Here is a 21,425-nt window from a genome sequence, read left to right as displayed (position 1 = left end):
TAAGATGATTAAATTATTAAAACATTTTAAGAAAATTGATGTGCTATATATTTTCTTAATTATTGGATTAATTGTATTTCAAACTTGGTTGGACATGACAATGCCTGACTACACATCACAATTAATTAAACTGATTTCAATGGGACAAGGTGAAGATAACATCTTAAATATGACTGATATTTGGTACAACGGTGGTATGATGTTACTTTGTGCATTCGGATCAATGGCTGCAATGGTAGTAAATGGTTTCTTTATTGCAAGAATGGCATCTGACTGGTCATTTGAATTAAGAAGAGAATTAATCACTAAAGTTACAACATTCTCAAATGCTGAGATTAATGAATTTACAACACCATCACTAATCACTAGAACAACAAATGACGTAGTACAAGTTCAAAACTTTGCAGCAATGGGATTCCAATTTATGATTAAAGCTCCTGTTACAGCAGTTTGGGCAATCTTGAAATTATCATCAACATCAATTGAATGGACACAAGCAACATTTGCAGTAGTTGTCGCAATCTTAGTTGTTATGATTTCACTTGTATTAGTTTCATTACCTAGATTTAAAAAGATTCAAAAACTTACAGATGATTTAAATGATGTAACAAGAGAAAATATTTCAGGTGTTAGAGTTGTTCGTGCATTTAATGCAGAAAAATTCCAAAACAATAAATTTGAAGTTGTTAACAAACAAGTAACTAAAAATAACTTATTTGTTTCACGTGCAATGGGAATTATGCAACCTTTCATGATGTTATCTATGAATGGTTTAACTGTTGCAATCTATGTTATTGGTGCATTCTTAATTAATAGAGAGACTGGATACATTGAAAAAGCAACTGTTTTAGGTAACATGGGTTCATATACTCAAGTTGCTATGCAAGTTGTTATGTCATTTATGTTCTTAGTTATGATTATTTTCATGTTACCAAGAACAACTGTTTCAGCAAATCGTATCAATGAAGTCTTAAAGAAACAACCAAAAATCAAAGATGGATTATCTAATAAAGAAGCAAATGTTAAAGGTTCAATCGAATTTAAGAACGTTTCATTCTCATATGTAGATGATATAAATCATAAAGCAATTGATAATGTTTCATTCAAAGTTAAACCAGGTGAAACAATTGCAATCATCGGTTCAACTGGTGCTGGTAAAACATCACTTGTCAATCTGTTAAATAGATTCTATGATGTGATTGAAGGCGAAGTTTTAATTAATGGTAAGAATGTTAAAGATTATAAACTTGAGGACTTAAATGCAGTTGTCTCTCTAGCAACTCAAAAAGCAGTTTTATTTAGCGGTGATGTTAAAAAGAATATTACTTATGGTGATACATTTGATCAAGCTAGATTTGATAAAGCTGTCAAACTTGCACAAGCGTCATTTATTTATGAATTAGAAGGTGGCATTGAAGCACCGGTTGCGCAAGGTGGTACAAACTTCTCAGGTGGCCAAAAACAACGTTTATCGATTGCAAGAACGCTATATAAAGATGCAGATATCTTTGTATTCGACGACACATTCAGTGCATTAGACTATCGTACTGATATGATGGTAAGAAAAGGCATCGCTGAAGAATTAAAGGACAAAACAATTGTGATTGTTGCCCAAAGAATTGGTACAATTCGTCAAGCAGATCAAATCATTGTTTTAAATGATGGTAAGATTGCTGGTATTGGTAAACACGAAGACTTATTAAAGAATAATGAAGTTTATCGTGATATCGCATTATCACAATTATCAGAAGATGAACTTGTTGTAAAGGAGGCTATCTAATATGATGCACGGAAGAGGCGGCTCAGGCGAAAAAGCAAAATTCAATGCTAAATCATTTAAGAAACTCTTAAAATATATGGATAAATATGCAGCAGCAATGGTTATTTCAATTATCTTAGCAATTGTTGCTGCTGTAACAACCATTATTGGACCAGATATGGTAAAAGTATTATCTGATGAAATTCAAAACAATATGGCTACAGGCATTGATACTGATAAAGTTATTAAAATTGCGACTGGTATCATGATTGTTTACTTAATCTCAGCAGCATTTGGTTACCTTCAACAATTTATTATGGCAACCATTACACAAAAGACTGCTAATAGATTAAGAACCGATGTTGACCAAAAACTATATCGTTTACCACTTGCTTATTTTGATAGAAACACTAAAGGTGATATCTTATCAAAAGTAACTAATGACGTAGATACAATTGCACAAAGTTTATCTCAATCAATAGCTAATTTATTCTCTGCAATCGTTTTATTCATTGGATTGCTGATTATGATGTTTATTTCAAACTGGGTATTAGCAATTGTAACAATACTATCATCTATGTTAGGTATGTTCTTCATCCCAGTTATTCTTAAAAAATCGCAAGGATTCTTCAGAGCGAACCAACGTTTACTAGGTAAAATGAATGGTCAAATTGAAGAAGTATATACAAACCATAACATCGTTAAAGCATTCAATGCTGTTGATGATGAAATGTCAGTTTTCACAGAAACAAACAACGCATTAAGAAAATCAAACTGGAGAGCATCATATTTTTCAGGATTAATGCAACCAATTATGATCTTTGTTGGTAACTTATCATATGTATTAATCTTTATTGTTGGTGCTTTACTTCACATTAATGGTAGTTCAGTTGTTACAATTGGCACCTTAATTTCATTCGTTATTTATGCTAGATTATTCTCTCAACCACTTCAAACTTTTGCACAAGCAATGACTGGTATGCAACAAGCAAGTGCTGCTGCAGATAGAGTATTTGGTATTTTAGAAGAAAAAGAAATGAATAATGAATCTCATTTAACTGCTAAGTTAGATGTAGTTGAAGGTAATATTGAATTCAAAGATGTAAAATTTGGTTACTTCGAAGACAAAGAAATTATTCATGGATTTAATGCATCAATCAAAAAGGGTCAAAAAGTTGCTATTGTAGGACCTACTGGTGCTGGTAAAACAACTATTGTTAACCTTTTAATGAAGTTCTATGATGTAAATAGTGGTGATATCATAATTGATGGTGTATCAATTCACGATATGAAACGTGAAGATATTCATAATTTATTTGATATGATTTTACAAGACACTTGGTTATTCAAGGGTACTTTAAGAGAAAATCTTGTGTATAATAAAGCAAATGTTACAGATGATATGTTAGATCAAATCTGTGAAACAGTCGGATTAAAACACTTTGTTAATGCACTTCCAAATGGTTATGACACTTATTTAGATGAATCAGCTCAACTATCAGAAGGTCAAAAACAACAAATCACAATTGCAAGAGCAATGATTAAAGACGCTCCATTATTAATTCTTGATGAAGCAACATCATCAGTCGATACTAGAACAGAATTAATTATTCAACGTGCAATGGATGAATTAACAGTTGGTAGAACATCATTTGTTATCGCACATAGATTATCAACTATTCGTAATGCTGATATTATCTTAGTGTTAAAAGATGGTGACATTATTGAACAAGGTAACCATGAAGCATTACTTGCTAAAAATGGTTTCTATGCCGAACTTTATAACTCACAATTCCAAAACGTTTAATTCTAAACCCTCTTATTTTAGAGGGTTTTTCTTTGATGGTACATAATCCCAAATTAAAATCTAGTTAATTAAATTAGATAAATCTACATAAATTAGTTCAAAAAATCAAAGACCTTATTTTCGTTATTCAACAATAATAAATATTACCATTGTATAATTATTGATATATTAAACATTGTTTATGTTTAGTAAACTTCAGAATCGAGGTATCATCATGAATGAAAAGAATAATGAACGTGCTAAGAAAATGAGTTTTGCAAGTATTTATCCTTTATATGTTGAAAAAGTCGTACGAAAAAACAGAACTCAAGAAGAATTAGATGCAGTCCTATCTTGGTTAACAGGCTATACTCAAAAAGGATTAATTGAACAAATTAATAAAGGTGCAACTTTAACTGAGTTTATTGAAGCATCTCCTTTATTTACACCAAAAGCACACTTAATTACCGGTGTGATTTGTGGTATTAGAGTAGAAGAAATGACTGATCCACTTATGCAAAAAATTAGATATATGGATAAGGTTGTAGATGAACTAGCTAAAGGAAAAACATTAGATAAAATATTTAGAAATTAATCAATCTAATACTTGCTATCAAAAATTGTACCTCTTAAATTGTTCGCATAAGCAGGTATTATTAAAAAAAGTCCAGTAGAAGTTAAATTTATAAATAAAGTTTCAGAATATAAAGAGCCTTTTAGAAGTATCTATTTTAAGATGCATGAAATTTTTATGTCTGATAGATTAGACCTTCAACCATCATTTATGTATGGTACATCCATGAAATTAACGAAGCGGTTGAAAAAGAATAAAGAATGATCTTAAAAGAAGCTGTTTTCAAATCCTAAGAGAGGTTTATTAAAACCTCTTTTCGTATACTAAGGCTAGGAGCTATTCTCTTAGTCTTTTATATTTATATGAATGGTAGTAAAATAAGAATAGTGAAACACTTTCTAAGGAGCATTTTATGCAAAAGATTAAAGGGGTTAATCTTGGTGGATGGTTTGTCTTAGAGCGTTGGATGAAAAATTCATTATTCGAAAACATAACTTCAAGTCGTGATGAGACTGGTTTTGTTCTTAATCATCCAAAAGCTAAAGAAACTCTAGAAAAACATTGGGAAACATGGATTACTCTAGAGGATTTTAAATGGTTAAAGGAACAAAGAATAAATGCAGTTAGAATACCTATTCCTTGGTGGTTATTGGATGATCAACCATATATTAGTCCACTTCAATATATTAAAAAAGCTTTAGATTATGCAAAAGAAACCAATATTTTAGTCATGTTAGACTTACATACGGCACCAGGTTGTCAAAATGGTTTTGATAATGGTGGGATAGAAGGTGTCATTGACTGGCCAAAAGATTCTAAAAATATTCAGTTAACAATTGAAAGATTAGGATTTATTGCAAAAGAACTTGGATGTCATGAAGCGGTCTATTCAATTGAAGTACTAAATGAACCACACTTCACTATTGACTTAAACTTAATTCAAAAATTTTATGTAGATAGTTATCATGAAATAAGGAAATATACCGATATAGAAATTGTTTTCCATGATTCATTTAGAGCTAAAGATTTATCTTGGGAATCATTTTTTCTAGAAAATAAATTTATAAATGTTGCTTTTGATTTACATCTATATCACTGCTTTGAAGCGTTCTTAACACATGGTACACCGCTAACTCATGTAAATGAAATTATGAATGTAAGAATTCCACTTATTCAAAGGTTAATGAAATTAACAAGAGTATATGTTGGTGAATGGAGTTTAGGTATTAGGAAAGATACACTCATTAAAGATGAAGGATTTGATTTTGAAAATTTCTACAAGATGATTGCTAGCCTTCAACTTTATGCGTACACTTATGCAAGTGGTTATTATTTTTAGAGTTATAAAATTGAACATGAAGGAAAATACCATAACTGGGATTTTAGATCTTTAGTTAATGGTGGCATATTAAATATATGAAATATACGATTAAACTAGTAAAAACAAAAAAAGATGCAAAACAATTTACCGAACTACCAATTAAATTATTTAAACATATCGATGCATTTGTTCCGGCTTTATCAATGGATGAAATGAATGTTTTTGATCCTAGAAAAAATCCAGTCCATGAATACTGTGAAAGTATTAGATGGTTGGCACTTGATGAAAAAGGAAAAGTAGTTGGACGCATAGGCGGTATCATTAATTATCGTTTTAACGAAGTCTTTAAAACTAAAATAGTTAGATTTACGCGACTTGATATGATTGATGATATTGAAGTCACAAAACTATTGATAGAAACCATTGAGAAATGGGCGAAATCAAATGGGATGGATGAAATCATTGGACCAATCGGATTTACTGATATGGACCGCATGGGAATGCTCGTTGAAGGATTTGAACATTTAGGATCATTCATTACAATTTGGAATCCACCATATTATAAAGAACATCTTGAACAATTAGGATATATTAAAGATGCTGATTGGGTAGAATCTCAAATTCCATGGCCAAAAGAAATGCCAGAGAAAGTATCTCGTGGTGCAGAAATAGTTAGAAAACGATATGGATATGAAATGTTTAAACTAAAATCTATTAAAGAATTAGATTCAGTTATTTATGATGCATTTGAAGTATATAACAAAGCATTTCAACCATTATATGGTTTTCTACCAGTGACTAAAGCTGTTCAGGATTATTACATAAAACAGATGAAGTCACTTGTTAAATTAGATTATGTTTGGTTTGTTAGAGATAAATCTAAAAAAATCATAGGTTTTGGCTTCATGATGCCAAGCTTAGCGCTTGCTAATAAGAAAAACAATGGTAAAATATTACCGTTCGGTTGGTTAAGAATCATCAAAGCTATCAAAAAGTTTGATGTGGTTGACTTTTACTTTGTTGCAGTGGATCCTGATCATCAAGGTCAAGGGGTTTTATCACTGATGATGGAAGATGGTATTAAAATGGGTATTCGCGATAAAGTATGTCATGCTGAAACTGGACCAGAATTAGAATTAAATACTAAAATTCAAGCACAATGGCATGATTTTGACCCGATTTACCATAAACGTCGCCGTTGTTATATAAAAAAATTACAATAATGCAAGTTATTTCGTTTTTCGTGTAAGTGGTTTAAAAAAACTATCCGAAAGCCTAAATAAAGTGTAAACTTTAAAACGAAAGGGGCAGACTTCTTAATGATCAAAGTCATTCTCAATAAAGATGATTTGACCATAATTAAAGATGATATCAAAAATCAAAATTCCATCCAAGAAATAGATGAATCAAATCAGGTTGCTATTTATTTAGATGATAAGAATTATGAAGTTTTGGAGCGCATGATTAAGCGTATCACCACTAACCGAAAAGAGTTTCTATTTGAAACGCCAACCGGATGGGTAAAAATATTCCTAAGAGATATCCTTTATATCGAATCCTTCGGTACAGAAATTATCCTCCATACTCAATCCCTTGGCGATGTGCTTGTTAAACAGCCCCTCTATCAATTAGAAACTCTCCTCTCCCCACATCATGTGGTTAGAATCGGGAAATCATATTTGGTGAACTTAAGCAAAGTTACATTTATTAGAACTAAACTTAACGCTAAGCTTGAAATTGAACTCTCAAACAACATAAAACTAGAGGTTATGAGAAGTTATGTCAAATCTTTCAAAGAACAATTAGGTATCGGAGGAAGAAAATGAACGCTTTAGGTATTACGCTTTTAGTCCTATTAGGACTCGTTTTGGCATTTATTCTTTACCGCTTAACTGTTGATATAATTTGGAATAACAGACTTAAGACATTTCACAAAACAAATGAAAATCCAACATTTCGTTCACCTTTAAGAATGGTTACATTAAAACGTGGTATGGTAGCAGTATCGACTGTGATGATTGCAGTCGTTTTAGTCGTTACAGATGTCTTTTCATTACCAGGTTCAGTCTTTGACGTTGAAACTGGTAATTATAAAACATTGTTAACTGCTAAAAAAGCATCTAGCGAACAAGATTTATTAAAAAAACTAGATTATGGAAAAGGTATTCAATTCCCAAGTTTTAGTTTTGATTTTGGAACGAATGATGTTTTTGAAGAACCAGGTATTTCATTACCACCAGGATTAATTCCTGATACTGAAGAAGCTGCACCAAAATCAATTGTTGGTACAAATAACCAAGTTGAAGGTGTTGAAGAATCAGACATTGTCAAAACTGATGGTGAGTTGATTTTGTATACACCAACATATAAACAAAATAAAATTTATGTTTTTGATGTAAATGAAACTGGTATTTTAACAGAACTTGATCCAATTGAATTTTTTGATTTAAAAATAGAATCATTATATTTAACTGAAAAAAAAATCGTTGTTATTGGTTATCGAATTGATCAATTATCATATTTCTATGATGCACGTTATGGCACAGTTATGATTGAACCTTGGTATTATTCAAGTTCATATGGTGTAGTTGTTGTTATAAATAGAGAAACATTTGAAGTTGAATATGATTTTGAATTAAATGGTAGAATCACTGAATCTAGAGTCGTTGATAATATTGTTTATATTGTTGAAACAACATATACAACCGAACGTGCTTTAGTGCCTACATTTAATGTATCAACATATGGTGAAGAACGTATATTAACAAAATTACCATATGAAAATATTTTCTTCTTTAATGATGTTCCAGGCTTTAACATGACAACCATTATTACAATTAATCTAGAGACATTAACTTTTGATGCACAGGCAATACTTGGTGTAACTGGATATTTATATATGAATAAAAACTCAATATATTTTGTTGGTAATTATTCAATTTATCCATTCTTAGGATTTGAAAAATCTGGCACACATTTAGTTAAGTTTAAAGTAAATACAGAAACTGGTAGAGTAAGTTATGCAGCAAGTATGATTCTAGAAGGTAGTGTTTCAAATCAATTCTTCTTAGATGAGTATAATGGCATGATTAGAGTTGCTACATCAAGAGAGTGGAATGTTACAGATGTTAATCGATTATATGTTTTAAAAGAAAGCCTAACAACCGATGAATTTGAAGTTGTAGGTTTACTTGATGAAGGTATAGGTAAACCAGGCGAAAGAATTACATCAGTTAAATTCTTTGAAAACTTTGCTTATATTGTAACCTTTAGAAACACAGACCCTCTATATACAATCGACCTAACAGACCCAGCTAAACCTGAAATCATTAATGAAATCGAAGAACCAGGATATTCAACGTATTTACACCGCTTTGGTGAACATCACTTAGTCGGTATTGGCTATGATGCAAACTTTGGAGTTAAGGTTTCTGTTTATGATGCAGAAAATCGAAATACACCAATTAAGACATATTACTTCAATCAAGAATCACAAGAAGGCGTTTCATATACTTATGCAAGAGCTTTAAGTGATCATAAAGCAATCTTAGTTTCAGAAGAATTAGGATTTATTGGATTTGCTGTAAATAAGATTGTTTATGATGATTATGGATACTATTATCAAAGTTCATTCTTTATCTTCAATATTGATTTTGATACTGAGGATGTAATCAGTGAACCACTCATTATCTCACATAGAGAAACAGGTTATGAGAATGAAATTGATAAAGGAATTTATATTGATGGAATCTTCTATACATTCTCCTCAGCTATGGTTGTATCATATAATTCAAGCACTCAAAGTATTTATCAAGAAGTAGAATTAAGATAGTGTATAATATGCATAAAGGGATGATATGATGAAAAAATTACTGAGTTTTGTAGCATTAATAGTACTTATCTTTACAATGATTGGTTGCACTCCAAAAAATCCTAGTGGGAATAATGAAGATCCAAACGACCAAAATCCGAACGGACCAGGTGTTGGTGACTACGAGGAAATTTACTAAATAGACTTAAAGCCAGCGTGAGATTTCATCATGCTGGCTTTTATTTTTTAATGGTATAATTAAAGCATACCTAAACAGTATGGATAAAGAATTGGGAGGTTCGATATCCATGATAGACCACACGATATTGATTTTGGTCGTGACTGTGGTTGCAATGACCATAGTCTTTGGCCTTATTTTTACACATATTTATGTTAGGCAGGTATATAAGGGGATTGATTTTTGGATTTATGGCTTAATTATTGAAGCTGTTGCTTTTAATTTATTTCTTTTAGGACATGCTAATACAGATTATTTTAACTATTTAATTGCTAATATATTTTTAACTTGCGGGTTAATTTTGTTTTATGTTGGTATGAATAGATTTGTAAATCATGATACAAAGTATATTGATGTATATATTGCGATTGCTTTTACATTCCTCATGTTAATTATTTTCCATTATGTCGTTGATATTAGAATGATTAGACAATTGACTATGTCTTCATTAATCATTTTTATCATGACTAGATTAATTATGACCTTAAATCTAAATTATTTTAAAGATAGAAGTGGCTATTTGCTGCCATTTATAATTGTAACTTATGGCATCATCTTATCTCAAGTTGTTCGAATTATCTTGATTTTATTTGATCTAAATTCATCTCCTATTTTAGCTGATCAACTTGTGGTTGATGATTTAATTATGATAATTATCAGTGGCTTTGTTGCTATGCTAGCATTCTTTATGACCATCGCGATAAATATTCGTGGTGTTAGTGATTTGAATCAAGAAAGACTTAAACTTCAACACCTTTCATTGACAGATTATTTGACAGGACTTCCAAATAGAAGAATGTTAAATCAACACATGGAAAAATTAATTGAAGCTAATATACCATTTGCAGTTGTTATTTGCGATATGGATGAATTCAAATCAATTAACGATATACATGGACATGATATTGGGGATAGAGTTATTCAAAGTTATGCTCAAAGGTTAGTTGAAAATAATTCTACAAAAGAATTTATTGCCAGATACGGTGGTGATGAATTTATTACAATCTATAGTAAGATTACAAATGTCGAAGAATTAAAACATTTTATTTGTGAAAAAGAGGCTTTAATTTCTGAACCAATTTCCATAAACGATATTAAATTTGAAATTTCATCATCAGTTGGTATTGCAAGATTCCCAGATGATGCACTTGAATTAAGTGAAATCATTAAAAAAGCAGATGAAGCATTATACGTAGTTAAACAATCTGGTAAACACGGTATTAAGTTTTACTGTGAGATTAAGAAAGACAAGTAAAATATTTATACATTAAGGTATATAAAACCTCCACTTTTAAAGAGGAGGTTTTTTCTATCAAGATAAACTTTTTGTAAATTTACTTTTTAATTAACATTCTTAAACTATTTAAAATAACTAGAATTGTTGAACCTTCATGCGCAACGACACCTATTGGTAATTCGATGTCGATAAACACGTTAAAGACAAGTAATAAGAGAATAACTGAAATTGAGAAAATCATATTTTGATAAATAATTCTTTGGTTGGCTTTAGCAAGATGTAGAAGTTTTGGAATATTTTCTAGATTATTATTCATGAAGATTACATCAGCTGTTTCAATTGAAAGGTCAGTACCTGTTCCCATTGCTGCACCAATATCAGCAGCAGCAAGTGCTGGAGCATCATTTAATCCATCTCCAACCATGAGTACGGGTCCGTATTTTGCGCGAATTGCATCAACATGAGATTTCTTTTCATGTGGAAGTGCATTGGCAATCACTTCATCAACACCTGCTTGTTTAGCGATTGATTGAGCTGTTTTTTCATTATCACCTGTAACAATCACTGACTTAATACCTTGTTTCTTTAAATTGGCAATCATTTCTTGTATGCCAGGTCTTAAATTATCATTTAAGGCGATAAATCCGATAATTTGATCATTTAAGATAATATGTACAATTGAATAACCTTTTTCTTGTGCAGTAATCAGTTTAGGTGATAGAAGATGTGAGTGATTGTAGTTGAATTTACCAACTTTATATGTGTCCTTACCTAGTTGTAAAATCATGCCGTGTCCAGCTTCTTCAGTAACCTTGCTTGGGGTATAGGTTGCTTTATCTTCTAAATATGAAGTGATTGCTGATGCTAATGGGTGAGAAGATAATTTTTCCATTGAATAAACAATGTCTAAGACATCTTTCTGATTATATGCACGATCGATTTCAAATTCAACAACTGATGGCATACCTTCAGTGATGGTCCCAGTTTTATCAAAAATCACTGCTTTGATACCTGAAATTGTTTCTAAGTGATAAGCACCTTTTATTAAGATACGTTTTCTAGCTGCATTCGATAAAGAAGATAGCATTGCTGGTGCCACTGATGCGACTAACGCACATGGTGAACCAACAACTAAAACAACTGTCCCTTTATGAAGTGCCTCATCTAAAGGAAGGATATTAAGCAAAGGTGTAAGGAAGAAAAGAATTGCCATAAGTATAACTACATAGACATACCATTTTTCAAATTTAGATAGAAAGGTTTGTTTTTTTCCTTGGTTTTCTTGAGCATCTTTAACTAAATTGATGATTTTTGCTACGACAAAGTCATCAGGAGAAGTTGTTATTTCAATTAAAACTGGTGATGATAAATTAAATGTCCCAGCATATACTTGATCATTCACTGATTTTTCAACTGGCATTGATTCACCAGTAATTGCTGCTTCATTAATAGAAGATTTACCTCTAATAATTTTTCCATCAACTGGAATTGAGTCACCAACTTTAACAATAACTTGATCACCGATTTTTAAGGTGGATACATCGACAACAGTTTCTTCTCCGTCTTTATATAAAGTTGCATGTTCTGGAGAGATATTAAGTAAATTAGTTAATTCTTTTTTCGATTTATTAGTTGCATAACCTTCTAAAATACCTGACACTGCAAAAATCATAATTAATAATGCACCTTCACCTGGGTCACCAATAGCAAAAGCAGAAATAGCTGCAAGAATCATTAATATTTCAACATTCAAGGCTTTGTTTTCAATTGTTTCTTCAATACCTTCTTTAGCTTTAAAGAAACCACCTAATAAAAATGCAACTGCAAAAATAATAAATACAAGTGGATGTGTTTCATTCAAAATTGTGTTTTTTAAGATAAAAGCAATAACCGTTAAAACAATTGAAATTGATACGACAATAGTTTCAACAAGAAGTTCGTTTTCGTGTTTGGCATGCGTATGTGTGTGCATAATATTTACCTCTTTTCTTGTACACCATTAGATTAACATTTATGACATACATAAACAAGTTATTTATAAAAAAATAAGCCTTATTTATAAAGATAATGAATAAGGTATAAATTTATTGAAGAGTACCACAATTCATAAGCTAGTTAGTGTGATAAGATAAAGATGAGGATAATAATGAAAAGATTTTATTTAATTCTTATTTCTTTGAGTATGATACTAGCAACAGTAAGTTGTGATTTTACACCAAAGAATAATAATCCAACTAAAGATCCTGAGACAGAAGAGCCAAATATTCCAGGTGAAGAGCCACAAGATGACCTTACATTCGAAAGGTTATTTAATGATGATTTATTTAAAACATTAACAATAAAGATTAGTGAAGCAGAATGGAATAGATTTAAGACTAAACAACAATCTAATCAAAATCAATTTGGTACGATGAGAGTGGATGAATATTTTAAGATTGAACTGATTTATGAAGATTTAGATGGTTCATATACGATTTCAAATGTTGGATTTAGAAATAGAGGAAATACCTCACTAGATTGGATTTCTAATAATGATGGAAGTCCAAGAATCAATCATTTTAAATTTAAATTCAATTATCAATTTAGTGGTAATCATACAGAAAATAAGGGTCGAAAGATCTTTAATTTAAAGGAGATTGACCTTAAGTATAATCGTAATAATGTACCTCATTATATGACAGAAGCATACAGCATGGAAATGTTCCAACATTACGATGTATATGCCCAAGAGACATCTCATGCTTTAGTCAAAATCGAGATTGGAAATCAAAAGTATACATATGGTGTTTATACAATTTTTGAACCAATTGATGATGAATTTATTGAAAGAAGATTTGAAAAGGATGCAAGTAATGGACCACTATATAAAGTTTTATGGCAAGGTTATGGTCCTGCATCTTTACAACCGATTAAAAATAACAACGAGATTGGTGAAGAAACACTTACATACCACCCTTCATATGACCTTAAAACTAATGAAAATGAAATGAATAAACATGAAGCCTTAAAAGCATTTATTCAAAACATTAATCAAAAAAAACGGTGTAGATTTTAAGGACTATATTGAAAAAAATCTTAGTGTCAAAATGTTTTTAAGATACTTAGCTGTTAATGTTTTTTTAGGTAATCCAGATGATTTCCGATCAATGGGAAATAATTATTACTTATATCAAGATTCAAAGACCAGTGTCTGGAACTTCATTCCATATGATTTTGACCATGCACTAGGTAATGGTTGGAATCCTACGGGGAATTATACAATTGGATTAGATATTTATGATTGGTTTAATCAAATGGCGATTAACTCAGGGGATTATTCATATCGTCCAGTTTTGGTTGATAAAATATTTGAACATCAAGAATATAGAGACCTATATGAAGCCATTTTAAAAGAAATTTTGGATGATGATTATTTCACTTTCAATTATTTTTATCAACGTTATATTAAGACAAGAGACTTATATCAAAATACATTTAATGAAGCAATCATGAATTTAGGTTTTCAAAGAGGAAATGCAGAGTGGTATATTAACGCTAAAAGAAATGATATTAATAGTCAATTAAATTAAAATACGATTGACTATTTTTATTTAACCATGTTACAATACTTATGCTTAAATGGTAAGCACAGTTAGCTCAGCGGGAGAGCACCTGCTTGACGTGCAGGGGGTCATAGGTTCAATCCCTATACTGTGCACCATTAGTTATATCACTTATTTTGGCACCTTTAAATTGGCTTGATATATAGTTTTCACTATTATGTGACCTTAGTCAAGGAAAGTGAGTGACTGAATGATTAGCCTGAAAGAAATCAGACTAAACATAGACTATATACAACAAGAAAAAGCATTAAAGTTGGGTATAACTCAACAATCATTATCAAGAAAAGATATTGAAGTTAATAAGCTAAATTATCGACCACATTTTAGTGTGGTTTTTTAATTTTTAGAGAGGTACTACATTGAAAAAAATATTTATAATTATTAATTTGATTGTGGTGATGTTATTAAGTGCCTGTGCACTTGATAATTTTGAACCTGTGATTATGATGAAGATAAGAAAAATGACTGTAATTATTAGTTATTACGTTGACAATGAAATGTACAATCATCATACAAAAGAAGTGGATCAAGATTTGATTCTTTCAGAAGATCCGGTAAAAGAAAACTATGTATTTGAAGGTTGGATTGATAACATGATGTAGAACTAGGTTTAAACCGTATATATGAAGAAAACACAATATTTTATGCATTTTTTCTTTTAAATTTATTTAAAATTGAGGTTTTAAAAACATAAAATTAAAAGTAATAAAGTATAATATAAAGTAGATAATTGGGGGAATCAATTTATGAGTGGATTCGATTATTCTTTAATACCAACGATTTTTATTATTTTTCAAGCGGGAACTGTTGGATTATTCGTTTTATTACACTTTTTTATGGGTTTAAAACGAGGATTTTTTAAAACAACGTGGCATTTTATAGGACAAGTTGCATTAGTAGGTGCACTTTTTTATGGATTAAGCTTTTTACAAATTGCTGATTTAATTACTGAAGAATCACTTGGTGATTTGTTAGGTATGATTCAAGGATTTGGTGTTAATGTTTCCCAATTCCAAGAATACATCGATATGGTCGTAGCCTCTGGTGCTCTCCCATTAGTTGCAGCAATCGTTGACCTAGTGGTTAAGATTGTGGTCTTCATGTTATTCTACTGGATTTTAAAATACATTTTCCAATTCATTTTCTTTGGAATCCCTTGGTTCATAATCATTAGACCAATTGTTAAAGATAAAACAAAAAACCGCATCTTAGGTGGATTAATGGGGGCAGCTCGTGGTGCCTTTTCTGGTTTTATCTCTATTTTCCCAATGCTTATCTTAATGAATACTATCATTGGTCAAGGGGTTGTAATTGACGACCCCGACTACCAAGATTTAGCTGCATATATAAGTGAGGCAAATCAGTATAATGCAGTTAGATATATTAACGATGCAGTACAAGTAGAAGAAAAAGGGTTAGCTGATTATGTCTTTGACTTAGCTTTTAGTTCTAAAGTTGATGAAGATACAATCATTACTTGGCGTAGTGAACTTTCATGGATTGGTGAAGGAGCTAAAGCAGCATTACCATATTTTTTAGGAGAAGAATTTGACCAAAATAATATTACATTGGCTGATGTTCAAAGATTTGATACATTTTTCCAAGCATTTGCTGAATCAAAATTATTAAATGCAGCATTAAAACCTGGTATTAAAGCAGGTATTATGTTTGCAAATGGTGGTGAAACACCATTCTTAACTGAAGCTGAAGTTGATGAGATTATTCTTAAAGTGAATGGTATAAATTTAGATTTAACCAATGACTTACAAGAGGTCTATACAGCAGTTAAAGAACTCCTTGAAGTTCAAAATATGAATGCATGGATGACAATTTCCGATAATCCTGGGGTGATTGGCACATTCGATGAAAATCAACAAAACTTAATTACATCAGCATTGACCCGTATTACAACTCTTGATTTAGTTAAATTAGGGGATGTTGCGTTAGAAGTTGGTATTTATCAACAAGCAGTTTTAGATCAAATTTCTTGGTTAGAAAGTGATCAAGAAAAAATCAATTTATTAACAGGCGTTTTAGATAAGATTCGTGCTTATGATGGTGAATTTATTTCAACTGTTTTAACAGATGTTGTAGATTTACTTGATTCAGTTTTATTCCAATTCCCTGGCATCGACACGAATAATGATGGAGTAACAGACATTACACTTTCTGATTTCTTAGAAAGAATCAATGAAATGACTGTCATCTTGAATAAAGACCCAGAGTATCATTCATGGTTCCAAGGTGCTTTAAGTAAAGTTGCTGATTTAGCATTGTTAGAAGTTGGATTTAATCCAATGGTTGACTTTGGTGTGAATATGCTTGCATCAGGTGAAAATGCCTTTACAGATGAAGAATTAGAAATATTATACGAAGTTATTGAACAGAATTTTGTATCAAACGAAGATTTAAAACGAGAATTACAATGGTTAGCCGGAGTTTATCAAAAAATAGCTGAACTAAATATCGCAGCAGATTTACAAAATAATGCTCCAATTCAAACAATCGTTGATGTGATATTAGAAACACCTCAAGGTAGAAATCAGTTTAAATCAACAATTGAATACTTCCTTGAAGGACAATTAATTTCTGCAACAACAGCCAAACTTTCAAACGCTTTAGTTGAAAGATTTGTTACGGGTGAAGAATTAAGAGTTCCAATAGCTCGTGCAACTGCTTTATCAAGTTTTAATTTTAATGATGAAGTAATGACTCTAGTCGATATTCTAACTGATCTTTATGATTATGGTTTTAGAATGTCAGATGTATTAGGTAATGAAGAAAATGATAATCTACTTGTATCATTATTACCAATTCTAGTTGATTTTATTGAAGACCCACAAAACTTGGATGTCATTCTTGATTCAAATATCATGTATTCAATGATTGACTATAATTTAGGTACAGTAGAACAAATATCAGTACCAGACCCTGCTCGAGTACAAGATGAAGAAGATGAATATTTAGATTGGGTTAAACGTGAAGAGTTAGAAAAATTCATTGACATAATCAGTGCATTAGTTAAAGAGATGAGTGAGCTAGATATTGATCCTGCTACCATTTTTGAATCAGAAAATATGGTTGGTGATTTATTACCTGTTATTTTAAGTTTTGTTAAAGAAGAAGAAAATCGTACTTTATTACTTTCAAGCGATATTATTTATGGTACAGTATCAGATTTACTTGCTGATGTTAGTGACCAATTAGTGATACCTGAAGTTGCTTATGAAAGTGCAGTGTCAGACTATCATGGTTATATCAAACGTTCAGAAATGGAAGCAATTTTAACTGCATTTTCTGGAATTGCTGAAGAAATTGATGCTCAAGGTTTAACATTTAATGAAGTCTTAGAATCAGATGATTTAATGGGCGATTTATTCCCGGTTATTTTGAGTTATGTTAAGAACGAAACTAATCGTAATTCATTACTTGCATCAGATATTTTATACTACACAATTAGCAACACAATTTTAGATATCGAAGCTTTAGAAGTACCAGACCACGCATTATCAGATGAAGTAGGATATGAAAACTGGATTTTAAGAAATGAACTTTCAGTTTTACTTGAAGCTATTTCAATCTTAGATATTGGTCTACCTGCTGAAGGTGAAAGTTTTGATATTTCATCTGTTGAAACAGGGGATTTAGTACAAGTTATTGAACTTGAGTCAATCATCTTAACAAGATTAATTACAACTCAACTAAATAATGCAAATATTATGGATATTCCAGATAAAGCCTATACAAATGAAGATAGAACAGATTTACTTCAAGATGAATTGAAGGCATTAGGTAATTTATTATTAACTTTAGAAATTAATATTGGGGATGTTATTGGAGAAGATTCAGACATGTCTTCAATCTTAGATAATGTCTTAGTATCTAATTTAGTAACAATTGATTATGAAGACTCATATATCATTAGACAATTTATTTCTAAAAGTATCATTGATGGTATTGGTACACCACATGAATTAGCACTTAATCCTGATTATCCTGAGATTTTATCAAATATGGAAATTGGCGAAATCTTCAAAGTTTTAGAAACTTTAGATGAAGATGGTACAACTTCATTAAATGGATTGATTGATGCAATCGATATAGATAATATTTCATTTGCTGATGTTGAAGAAATGATTACTGCTGGGGATTCAATCCTTATCCGCGGTGTGATTTCAGAAAACATTTTATCAGTTGATTTGATCGCTGAATTATCACTTAGAGATGATGCATTCCATGTTGATGATGGTACAGTTATATATGATTTAATTTCTTATATCGAATTGCAAAGAATGATTGCAGCAATGGGACATTTAGCTGATTCACCAGACGATCCAGTTATGGGATTAATGGATGAATTAGATTTAGATACAATAGAAATACAAGATGTTCAAGCAATGATTAGTGAAGAATCTTCAATCGTACGTTCACTAGTTTCAAACAAGATTTTTGAAATGGATGACTTCGCAATCCATCCAGATGCAATTGATGATGATATTATTTATCAAAACCACTTAGAAGATTTATTCAATGCACTCACAGAAGGACTAGGTGCAGATAAAACGATTGGTGATATGTCAACATTGGTTGATACCTTAAATATTAGTGATTTACGTGCGATCAATTCAGAAAAATCAATCATCATTAAATTTATGATGACTGACATGATAATTGATAGTATTGGTGAAGAATACGACAGACCACTTGCTAGAGATATTGATGACCCATTAATCTTAAGCAATGCAGAGTTTACTGCAATCTTTGATGCATTAGCAGTTCTTGATGAAACTGAAGAATTACCAGTTACACAAGTTGCAGAAGGTTTAGATGAATTAACAATTAGCAATGTTGGTGAGATTGTTTCTAAAGCTTCTCATATTTTACGAGCACGTTTATCTGATGAACTTGTAAGTAGTCTTGGTGAAGAAAAGATCCACCCAGATGCATTTGTTAATAAGACTTTAAATAATGACTTAAATCAAACAGATTTAGATGATTTATTTGATGCTTTATACCATTTAGGTCCAAATAAATCTGTCAATGAATTAGGTAGCTTATCAACAGATATTACAATTGGTGAAGCACAATTAATGAATGCTGAAGGTTCGCTCATTGTTCAAGGTATGATTTCACAAATGTTAATTGATAACGTTGGTGAAGAAAATATTAGATCACACGCATATGATGATGACGACTTAGCGCTTGGTGCATCACGATTTGGTTTATTAAAACAAGGTGAACTTGATTCACTATTTAACGCATTATTTGTATTAGGTGATTCAAATCCAGAAACTAAACTTATAGATTTAACTGACTCATTATCAGATACAAATGCGATGACAATTGGTCAAGTTGCAGCAGCTTTAGGTGAACAATCAATTATTCTTAATACCTTAGTATCTAAAGAAATGATTCCAATTCTAGATCGCAACGATATCCATCCAGATACAATTGAAATAAATGATACACCAGCTCCTCACACAGCAGTTGAGGAAATTACAAGAGTTGCAATGGATGAATTCTTCCAAGCAATCTTAGTATTAGGTGAAGAAACATCACTTTCAGATTTACAAACATTATTATCTGATACCCTAAATATTCCAACAATTCAATTAATGAGAGCTGAAAATTCAGATTTATTTGAAGGTAAGATTTCAAGAGTAATTAGAGATGCAATTCTAGGACAAAATACGCCAATTAGAACTCCAGCATTCCATGATCCACTGGATTTAGAATTAGGTGTTGGTGCATTTGAATTATTAGATAAAGATGAAATTACCAAGTTACTAGATGCATTAGATGCAATGGATGGTTCACAAGGAACTCCAATTGTTGATCTATTCGAAGTATTTGATGTTGATAACATCACAACTCAAAAATTACTTGATGTTATCCAAGCAAACTCTGTCATCATTCGAACAATGATTTCTGAAGTAGTGATTGACGCAGTGACAGAAGACAGAGTGGTACCAGCTGCATATGAACATCCAGTGGATTACCCAGATTTAACACAAGCTGAATTAATAGCATTCGGTAATAGCATTGGTGTAATTGATGAAACTTACAATAACGGTGATGATTTAGATGATCAAAGCATCATTTTACTGGCAACAGAACTAGGAAATAATGTTGATACATTAAAACTTGGTCAATTATATGATCTACATCAAGAATCATCATTAATCATGCGTAAGTTTATCTCTGAAGGTATCGTTACAGCAGTGACACTTGCTGATATTAGAGAAGATGCATTTGAAATCGTTGCAATGGAATTCATTGAATATGACGAAATTACAAGATTATTAGATACATTGATTGAAGTTGCTGATTCAGACCCATTAGTGGTAGATCCATTAGAACAACCTCTAGCTGGTGTTGCAGATTTAATTACAGCAGAATTAGTCACACCTGAATTATTGGTTAAGATCGCAGATGCTGAATCAATCATCGTTTATCGTATGGTTACTGATGCAATTAAAGGTACTGGTATTTCAGTTCCACAATCTGCATTCCAAGTACATGGATATGCTGGCGATGACTTGACCATGAATGAAATGAAAAATCTTGCTAGTGCATTAGATGTGTTCGGATTAACGTCATTAGAACTTGATACATTTGACACCGGTTCATTTGATATTGAACTTGTTGGTGATGCATTAGGTGAAAACTCATTAATTGTTAATAGAATGATTTCTAAGGTTGTTACTGAGGCAGGCTTAGCAACTGCTGAATCTCATGTGGGTATGGAAGACCCATTAGTAGATGTTCAAGTTGATGAATTGTTAAACTTAGTTGTTGCATTCAAAGCATTAGGTATTACGACAATCAATGGTGCAAATTCAGTTAACATCGGTGATTTATACGCAACCGCAAAATCTATTCCTGAAACTGACTTTAATGTCTATATTGATTATGTAGAACCATACGACCCATTAACAGAGAATTTAGGTTTAACTATCGTTAAAGACTTCTTAATTAGCAAGTTAGATAACCAAATCCCAGTTGATATCTTCGATCCGTTTGGACCTAAGAAACCAGTAACAAATAGACAAGAATTACACGACGTTATTTATGAAGAATAAGAGAAAGCCTAACCT

Annotated in this window: 15 protein-coding genes and 1 tRNA gene; 15 read left to right on the top strand and 1 reads right to left on the bottom strand. The window is 31.2% G+C overall.

From position 1 onward, the window contains the following. The first annotated feature begins 4 nt into the window (after nucleotides 1-4). The 9 genes from PG914_RS00540 to PG914_RS00500 all read left to right on the top strand — a co-directional run bounded on the left by PG914_RS00540 (nucleotide 5) and on the right by PG914_RS00500 (nucleotide 10,744). Complete coding sequence (locus PG914_RS00540; protein WP_488821730.1) at nucleotides 5-1,780, top strand: ABC transporter ATP-binding protein; 1,776 nt, start codon at nucleotides 5-7, stop codon at nucleotides 1,778-1,780. A 1-nt stretch (nucleotide 1,781) separates the two neighbouring features. Continuing rightward, on the top strand, nucleotides 1,782-3,566 hold the full coding sequence (locus tag PG914_RS00535) for an ABC transporter ATP-binding protein (protein ID WP_488821729.1): 1,785 nt from the start codon (nucleotides 1,782-1,784) through the stop codon (nucleotides 3,564-3,566). Between the two features lie 214 nt (nucleotides 3,567-3,780). Next, entirely contained in the window at nucleotides 3,781-4,140 is a 360-nt protein-coding gene (locus PG914_RS00530; protein ID WP_488821728.1) for a DUF2200 domain-containing protein, read from the top strand. A 391-nt stretch (nucleotides 4,141-4,531) separates the two neighbouring features. Beyond that, nucleotides 4,532-5,458, top strand: a complete 927-nt coding sequence (locus tag PG914_RS00525; RefSeq protein ID WP_488821727.1) for a glycoside hydrolase family 5 protein — start codon at nucleotides 4,532-4,534, stop codon at nucleotides 5,456-5,458. 77 nt (nucleotides 5,459-5,535) lie between these two features. Next, nucleotides 5,536-6,663 carry a hypothetical protein gene (locus tag PG914_RS00520; protein ID WP_488821726.1) on the top strand — a complete coding sequence of 376 codons (1,128 nt, stop codon included), beginning with the start codon at nucleotides 5,536-5,538 and terminating at the stop codon, nucleotides 6,661-6,663. Nucleotides 6,664-6,759: 96 nt separating this feature from the next. Then, a complete protein-coding gene (locus tag PG914_RS00515) occupies nucleotides 6,760-7,266 on the top strand; it encodes a LytTR family DNA-binding domain-containing protein (protein WP_488821725.1) in 507 nt (168 codons plus the stop codon). Next, the gene (locus PG914_RS00510) at nucleotides 7,263-9,272 is read left to right on the top strand and encodes a beta-propeller domain-containing protein (protein ID WP_488821724.1); all 2,010 of its coding nucleotides are present in this window, start codon (nucleotides 7,263-7,265) and stop codon (nucleotides 9,270-9,272) included. Before PG914_RS00515 ends, PG914_RS00510 begins: the two co-directional genes overlap by 4 nt. A 28-nt stretch (nucleotides 9,273-9,300) precedes the next feature. Then, the gene (locus PG914_RS00505) at nucleotides 9,301-9,450 is read left to right on the top strand and encodes a hypothetical protein (protein WP_488821723.1); all 150 of its coding nucleotides are present in this window, start codon (nucleotides 9,301-9,303) and stop codon (nucleotides 9,448-9,450) included. Between the two features lie 109 nt (nucleotides 9,451-9,559). Beyond that, nucleotides 9,560-10,744, top strand: coding sequence for a GGDEF domain-containing protein (locus tag PG914_RS00500; RefSeq protein ID WP_488821722.1), 1,185 nt, complete (start codon nucleotides 9,560-9,562; stop codon nucleotides 10,742-10,744). Nucleotides 10,745-10,823: 79 nt separating this feature from the next. Here PG914_RS00500 and PG914_RS00495 read toward each other — a convergent pair whose 3' ends face one another. After that, nucleotides 10,824-12,698, bottom strand: coding sequence for a heavy metal translocating P-type ATPase (locus tag PG914_RS00495; RefSeq protein ID WP_488821721.1), 1,875 nt, complete (start codon nucleotides 12,696-12,698; stop codon nucleotides 10,824-10,826). A gap of 174 nt (nucleotides 12,699-12,872) precedes the next feature. Between PG914_RS00495 and PG914_RS00490 the strand changes: the two genes are divergently transcribed. From PG914_RS00490 to PG914_RS00465, 6 genes are all read left to right on the top strand, one after another. Next, nucleotides 12,873-13,781 (top strand): CotH kinase family protein, encoded by a 909-nt coding sequence (locus tag PG914_RS00490; protein WP_488821720.1) that lies wholly within the window; start codon nucleotides 12,873-12,875, stop codon nucleotides 13,779-13,781. Between the two features lie 31 nt (nucleotides 13,782-13,812). Then, the gene (locus PG914_RS00485) at nucleotides 13,813-14,295 is read left to right on the top strand and encodes a CotH kinase family protein (protein ID WP_488821719.1); all 483 of its coding nucleotides are present in this window, start codon (nucleotides 13,813-13,815) and stop codon (nucleotides 14,293-14,295) included. Nucleotides 14,296-14,351: 56 nt separating this feature from the next. Continuing rightward, a tRNA-Val gene (locus PG914_RS00480) sits at nucleotides 14,352-14,426 on the top strand. Nucleotides 14,427-14,518: 92 nt separating this feature from the next. Further along, on the top strand, nucleotides 14,519-14,668 hold the full coding sequence (locus tag PG914_RS00475) for a hypothetical protein (protein ID WP_488821718.1): 150 nt from the start codon (nucleotides 14,519-14,521) through the stop codon (nucleotides 14,666-14,668). Nucleotides 14,669-14,687: 19 nt separating this feature from the next. Then, a complete protein-coding gene (locus tag PG914_RS00470) occupies nucleotides 14,688-14,930 on the top strand; it encodes a hypothetical protein (RefSeq protein ID WP_488821717.1) in 243 nt (80 codons plus the stop codon). A gap of 144 nt (nucleotides 14,931-15,074) precedes the next feature. Further along, nucleotides 15,075-21,410 carry a hypothetical protein gene (locus PG914_RS00465; protein WP_488821716.1) on the top strand — a complete coding sequence of 2,112 codons (6,336 nt, stop codon included), beginning with the start codon at nucleotides 15,075-15,077 and terminating at the stop codon, nucleotides 21,408-21,410. Nucleotides 21,411-21,425 lie beyond the last annotated feature (15 nt).

The sequence above is a fragment of the Acholeplasma sp. ORD1043 genome, assembly GCF_057808485.1.
The sequence above is the reverse complement of the archived record's forward strand: the minus strand, read 5'-3'. Positions and strand labels throughout refer to the sequence as shown.